The organism is Candidatus Propionivibrio aalborgensis, from assembly GCF_900089945.1.
GTDB classification, from domain to species: Bacteria; Pseudomonadota; Gammaproteobacteria; order Burkholderiales; family Rhodocyclaceae; genus Propionivibrio; species Propionivibrio aalborgensis.
Genome location: NZ_FLQY01000243.1, coordinates 1 through 6,156 on the forward strand (window position 1 = coordinate 1; position 6,156 = coordinate 6,156).

Consider the following 6,156-nt stretch of genomic DNA (forward strand, 5'->3'; position numbering starts at 1 on the left):
GCGCGCATGCTCGCGCGCCCGATCCATCAGCTTGTCGCGCGGCATGATTTCGCTGACGACGCCAAGGTCGAGCGCCTGCTTGGCACTGAGCTTCTCGCCCGTGAGCAGGAAATACCGGCCCCGATTCATCCCCAGGAGCAGCGGCCAAAGGACATGAACGCCATCGCCCGGAACCAGGCCCTCGGGGTAGTGAGGCGCATCCTGGAACACCGCATCGTCCGACGCCAGCACGATGTCGCACAGCAGGCCCAGTTCGGCATGGATGGTCGCCGGGCCGTTGATCGCCGCGATCATCGGCACGCGGATTTCAAGATGGTTGTAGATCAGCCGCTGCCCGTGTACGAAGACGCGTTCCCAAACGGGTGCGGTGACGCCGGGATGGCTGATCTTCTCGCGGGCGATGAATTCGGATTCCGCGCCGGTAAAGATGACGACCCGATTGCCGGGGTCGGCAGCGATGTCGCCGAAGGCGGCGCCGCATTCGCTATGCGGACCGGCGCCCCATACCACGGGCCCGCCGTCACTGTGCAACATGACCTCGAGGATGCCGTCGTTGCGTTCCAGCCGCAGGTGTTTGTACTTGTCGCGATACTCTTCAAATCTGGCCATGATTCCGATTTCCTTTGTATGAAATTGAAGGTGCACAGCTTGCCTTTGACTCCCCGGACAATCCCGCGTCCTTCGCCTCCCCAACGTGAATCGGCAAGAACAGGCAGGAACACGTCGAATCACCATGGCATTGCAGGTATGACTTGGGAATCGATCCTAGAGTATCACTTTTAACGTCCCTTTATGAACAGGAAAAGCCATGCAAATTGAGAATAGTGTGTTTCTGGTCACCGGCGCAGGATCCGGTCTGGGCGCGGCGACGGCGCGAATGGTGGTTGCCGCGGGAGGCCTCGCGTTGATCGCCGACGTCAATCGTCAGGGCGGCGAGGAACTGGCTGCCGAGCTCGGCGCAAATGCCTGCTTTGCACACACCGACGTTACCGACGAAGCCAGTGCACAGGCTGCCGTCGACCTGGCTGTCGCCCGCTTTGGCACGGTGCATTGCCTGGTCACCTGTGCCGGTATCGCGCCGGCCGAAAAAGTGGTGGGACGCGACGGCCCGCACCGGCTTGAATCATTCATCCGGGTCGTGCAGGTCAACCTGATCGGAGTCTTCAACATGCTCCGCCTGGCAGCGGTCGTCATGAACGGGAATGAACCCAACGCCGAAGGCGAACGCGGCGTCATTATCAATACGGCATCGATTTCCGCCTTTGAAGGGCAGATCGGCCAGGCGGCCTACGGGGCATCCAAAGGCGGGGTCGTCGGCATGACACTGCCGATTGCCCGCGAACTGTGCCGTAGCGGCATCCGCGTCAACACCATTGCTCCCGGCATCATGGAAACACCGATGGTGCTGGGCATGCCGGCCGAAGTACAGGAGTCTCTGGGCAAAATGGTCCCCTTTCCGCCCCGGCTGGGCAAACCCTCGGAATTCGCCGCGCTGGTCCGCCACATCGCCGAGAATGGTTACATCAACGGCGAAGTCATCCGTATCGACGGCGCGATCCGCATGGGGGCCAAGTAATATTGAGTTGCGCTGTTGTACTTGACTTGTACACGTGCGATGCTGCAATGAGTATCTTCACCCCCGACCATCACTCCCCATGACCTACGCGATTGATCCGAATCCCCTGTGGCGCCCCGATCCGGAGACGGTCGGGAACACCCGCATGGCGCATTTCATGCAGGAAACGAGTCATGCCGACTATGCCGATCTGTGGCGCTGGTCGGTCGATCAGCCGGAGGCGTTCTGGTCGAAGATCTGGGACTATTGCGCAGTCGTTGGTGAAAAAGGGCAACGAATCCTGCTCGACGGCGACAGGATGCCTGGTGCCCGCTGGTTCCCCGAGGCGAGGCTGAACTACGCCGAAAACCTGTTGCAGAACCGCAGCGCTGGCGAGGCGCTGGTGTTCTGGGGAGAGGATAAGGTCAAGCGTCGGCTGAGCCATGCCGAACTGTATTCCGAGGTCGCCCGTTTCCAGCAATTTCTCGTTGCCAACGGCATTGGCGAAGGCGACCGGGTGGCGGGCTATCTGCCCAACCTGCCGGAAGCCCTGATCGCGATGCTGGCCACGACCGCGCTCGGCGCCATCTGGTCTTCCGCCTCACCGGACTTCGGCGTGCAGGGCGTGCTTGACCGTTTCGGTCAGAGCGAGCCCAGGCTGCTGGTTTGCGTCGATGGATACTGGTACAACGGCAAGCCCGTCGATTGCCTGGAGAAGAATGCCGAGGTGGTCAGCAAGTTGCCGTCGCTGGTCAAAACGGTGGTGGTGCCTTACCTCAATGCCCGCCCGGAGATTGGCAAGATCGCCAGCGCCGTATGCTGGAGCGATCTGGCGGAAGTCGATGAACGAGCCGAGGTCGTTTTCAGGCGCGTCCCCTTCGATCATCCACTGTTCATCATGTTTTCTTCCGGCACGACGGGCGTACCGAAATGCATCGTGCATGGCCACGGCGGCGTTCTGCTCCAGCATCTGAAGGAACACCAGTTGCACGGCGACGTGCGCCCCGGTGACCGGCTCTTCTACTTCACGACCTGCGGCTGGATGATGTGGAACTGGCTGGTGTCCGGCCTGGCCAGCGGCGCGACGCTGCTGCTTTACGACGGCTCTCCTTTTGCCGGGCAGGGCACGGTGCTGTTCGACTACGCTGCGGCCGAAGGAATGACGCACTTCGGCACCTCGGCCAAGTTCATCGACGCCGCCGCCAAACTTGGCCTGACGCCGGGCAAGACGCACGACTTGTCCGCCTTGCGTGCGATGTTCTCGACGGGCAGCCCGCTGTCGCCGGAAGGTTTCGACTGGGTGTATCGCGAAATCAAACCGGACATTCTGCTGGCGTCGATATCGGGAGGCACCGACATCGTCTCCTGTTTCGTTCTCGGCAATCCGGTCCTGCCCGTCTATCGTGGCGAGATTCAGTGCCGTGGTCTGGGCATGGCGGTCGATGTATTCGATGACGACGGTAAGCCGGTGCGCGGCGAGAAAGGCGAGCTGGTGTGCACCCGGCCGTTTCCGGTGATGCCGGTCGGCTTCTGGAACGACGCGGACGGCGCGAAATACAGGGCCGCCTATTTCGAGCGCTTCGACAATGTCTGGTGCCACGGCGATTTTTCGGAGCTGACGACGCATGACGGCGTGATCATCTACGGTCGCTCCGATGCCACCCTGAATCCTGGAGGCGTGCGTATCGGCACGGCGGAAATTTACCGGCAGGTCGAGCAGCTTCCGGAAATACTTGAGTCGCTGGTGATCGGCCAGGAGTGGCCGCCGGGCAGGAACGACGACGTGCGCGTCGTGCTCTTCGTCAAGCTGCAGGAGGGGTACGCTCTGGATGCCGGGCTGATCGAACGCATCAAGAAGCAGATCAGGGACAACACGACGCCGCGCCACGTCCCGGCCAGGGTCGTCCAGGCCCAGGACATTCCGCGCACCAAGTCCGGCAAGATCGTCGAGCTCGCGGTGCGCAACGTCGTGCATGGCCAGGCGGTGAAGAATATCGAGGCGCTGGCCAACCCGGAAGCGCTGAAATTTTTCCAGAACCGGGCTGAACTGGCCGAATAACCTTACCTGGAGCGCAGCAGGTTTCTAATTGCCCAGGAACTTCGGCGCTCGTTTTTCCATGAAAGCGGCAACCGCTTCGATGTGATCGCCGGTATTGTGGCAAATCCCCTGGAAGACGGCACACAGTTCCAGGAAGTCGGGCAACTCCTGGCGCTGCGAAAGTTTCATAAGGCGTTTGGCCAGGCGTAGTGCCTGTGGCGGCTTCTCGGCAATCCTGGTCGCCAGCTCGCGAGCCTGGGCCAACAGGTCCGCCGGTTCGGCCACGGACAGAACCAGCCCCATCGCCAGAGCTTCCTCGGCGCCGAATACCCGGCCGGTAAATGTCAGTTCCGCCGCACGCTGGTAGCCGACGACCCGCTGCAATAGCCAGGCGCCGCCATCGCCCGGAATGATTCCAAGGTTCACGAAAGTCTCGCCCATTTTGGCGTCGGAGGAAGCGATGCGCAGGTCGCACATACACGCCAGATCGAAGCCCGCGCCGATTGCCGGGCCATTGACCGCAGCAATCGATGGCACCTCGAGTTTGTGCAGCGCCAATGCGACGCGCTGGATGCCTTCGCGGTATTTCTTCTGCACTTCGTAGACCGAACCGCCGAAACTGCCCTCGCGGTTCAGCATGTGCTTGACGTTGCCACCCGCGGAGAACGCCTTGCCGGCACCGGTCAGGATCAGGACAGATATCGAATCGTCGGTATTGATCCATTCGGTGGTCCGAACGATGTCATCCACCAACTGCGTGCCGGTCAGTTCGTTGCGCACATCGTCGCGATTGAGCGTCAGTGTTGCTATGCGTCCGTCTACGGTGATCTGCGCATCTTTGAGTTGCGGTTGTGAAGGCATTGGCTGTTCTCCATTTCGTTGATCCAGTTCGAGTCCGGTCGGCGGGTGAGCGGCGGGTCAATACACCGCGGCCCATTTGCCTGCGGCATCGCGCACGGCAACCAATTGCTGAGGGTAGAGTACGCCAAGCACCATGGCCAGGCCCATTTGCAATTCATCGCCTTTGATGCGTCCGAAGGCTTTGGGGTCGATCTGAAAAAGTGGCCGACCTGTCTTGCTGCGGATCAGCACTTCCGGGTTGCCGGTCAGAACAAAATCGAGCGTGTCGGCAGCGGGCGCGGCGACGCGAAGACCTGCCTTGTAACCCTTGTCGAGTATTTTCGCTTTCCGGATTCCTTCCAGGTCAAGCTGCATCCCCGGAGTCGCAGCCGTCTCAAGTACCCGGTAAAGGGTCGAGAAATCCGGTTTGAACGCCGCCGCTCTCGCCGCCACCAATGCTGCCAGGTCCTGCCTGTCTGCATCCGTCAGCGCGGTGACCGGCGGGAAATGGTGCCACGGCCGGTCGGTGGCAAAATCGGCAACGAATTCACGTTCAAAGACCACCTTGCCGACGGCCTTCTTGCTGTCCCGGCCCTCGTCGCTCTGGTTGGTCGAGGTGACCTGTCCCGGCCCTTTCTCGGTGCGCGTCACCTGATCGGTGACCGACGCCCAGCGCAGTTGCGCATCGTAGGACGCTTTGGCATTGGCGGGAACAAACTCGATGCGAATCGTGTTCTTGCCCTTGCGCAACGCCGGTCCCATCGATCCGGCCGGCACCCACACGGCGGCCGCAATTTCACGGTTGTCGAACAGCACGGGAACGGTGTTTTTGCGAACTTCCTGTTCGGCCACCGGTATATTATTGATAAACACCGCCGCCTTGCCCGGTATGGTTTCTACATGATCGGCCTTGGCTGGTTCGCCAACGAAGGGGGTGAAGTTGAACTCGATATTGAGCACCGCGGCCAGGGCCAGCGAGGAATACGACAGAAGCAGGGCGACGAACAATTTACGCATTATGTTTCTCCTTTTGTCTCATTCCGGCTCATCCGGCATTGGCAGCGAGCGCCAGAAGCAGGCCCGCAACCGCGATGATGGCGAGCACCGCAGTGGCTCCCGTCAGTTGCAGCACGCGAACCCGATTGGCCTCGATATTCTGAATCAACTGGGTGTTCTGCTCGGCAAGCGCCTTGATCAGTTCCGACGAGGCCAGCATCTGATCGTGCAGATCGGCCGCTTCGCTCTCAAGCGCTGAAATCCTCTTCTGAAGAGCAGCGACTGACGGGTCGTCCGGCGAATGTGCCGGTTCCTCGCGCGCAGCTTCCGTCTGCGGTGGGGGCGACTTCTTGCCGATCGTGCTCCACAGTTTCTTCGCGCCATCGGCAACCTTGGGCGCATTGCTGATCACCTCCGCCCAGGGAACACTTTTCAATACCGTAAGCCAACCGATTGCCATGCAGAAAACTTTCTGAAAATCAGAAGAAGCAGCGTTGGACCGATCCCATGCCTCGCACAACTCTAACGACTGCACCGGGTGCTGTCCACCGTTGCCGCCGGGCGCAACTCACACAATTTGCAACACTGGCACCATAGGCAGCAGCCACAGTACACGCCACGGCGCGCAATCCTTGACGCTGTCGTAACGCGGGCCTATGCTCCGCGGGTTTGGCAAAAACGACAAAGACATGAATTTGCAAGGGGGAATGCGTTTGCTGCCAGCGAC

General features: G+C 60.8%; 6 protein-coding genes. 2 read left to right on the forward strand and 4 right to left on the reverse strand.

The features are described 5' to 3' along the window. Window positions 1–609: enoyl-CoA hydratase/isomerase family protein (locus tag PROAA_RS11785; RefSeq protein WP_186411529.1), on the reverse strand; the 609-nt coding region annotated here is incomplete at its 3' end. A 199-nt stretch (window positions 610–808) separates the two neighbouring features. Here PROAA_RS11785 and PROAA_RS11790 point away from each other — a divergent pair. After that, entirely contained in the window at window positions 809–1,576 is a 768-nt protein-coding gene (locus PROAA_RS11790) for a 3-hydroxyacyl-CoA dehydrogenase (RefSeq protein WP_186411530.1), read from the forward strand. 79 nt (window positions 1,577–1,655) lie between these two features. Next, complete coding sequence (locus PROAA_RS11795) at window positions 1,656–3,614, forward strand: acetoacetate--CoA ligase (RefSeq protein WP_186411531.1); 1,959 nt, start codon at window positions 1,656–1,658, stop codon at window positions 3,612–3,614. 24 nt (window positions 3,615–3,638) lie between these two features. Here the strand turns inward: PROAA_RS11795 and PROAA_RS11800 are convergent, their stop codons facing one another. The 3 genes from PROAA_RS11800 to PROAA_RS11810 are packed head-to-tail and all read right to left on the reverse strand — an operon-like array spanning window position 3,639 to window position 5,889. Beyond that, the gene (locus PROAA_RS11800; protein ID WP_186411532.1) at window positions 3,639–4,454 is read right to left on the reverse strand and encodes a crotonase/enoyl-CoA hydratase family protein; all 816 of its coding nucleotides are present in this window, start codon (window positions 4,452–4,454) and stop codon (window positions 3,639–3,641) included. A gap of 57 nt (window positions 4,455–4,511) precedes the next feature. Then, window positions 4,512–5,450, reverse strand: a complete 939-nt coding sequence (locus PROAA_RS11805; RefSeq protein ID WP_186411533.1) for a phage tail family protein — start codon at window positions 5,448–5,450, stop codon at window positions 4,512–4,514. A 28-nt stretch (window positions 5,451–5,478) separates the two neighbouring features. Then, window positions 5,479–5,889, reverse strand: a complete 411-nt coding sequence (locus tag PROAA_RS11810; protein WP_186411534.1) for a hypothetical protein — start codon at window positions 5,887–5,889, stop codon at window positions 5,479–5,481. Between the last annotated feature and the right edge of the window lie 267 nt (window positions 5,890–6,156).

Coding starts and splice junctions, on each gene's coding strand:
- PROAA_RS11795 (WP_186411531.1), top strand. CDS start 1,656: ATGACCTACGCGATTGATCCGAATCCCCTGTGGCGCCCCGATCCGGAG.
- PROAA_RS11800 (WP_186411532.1), bottom strand. CDS start 4,454: ATGCCTTCACAACCGCAACTCAAAGATGCGCAGATCACCGTAGACGGA.
- PROAA_RS11790 (WP_186411530.1), top strand. CDS start 809: ATGCAAATTGAGAATAGTGTGTTTCTGGTCACCGGCGCAGGATCCGGT.
- PROAA_RS11805 (WP_186411533.1), bottom strand. CDS start 5,450: ATGCGTAAATTGTTCGTCGCCCTGCTTCTGTCGTATTCCTCGCTGGCC.
- PROAA_RS11810 (WP_186411534.1), bottom strand. CDS start 5,889: ATGGCAATCGGTTGGCTTACGGTATTGAAAAGTGTTCCCTGGGCGGAG.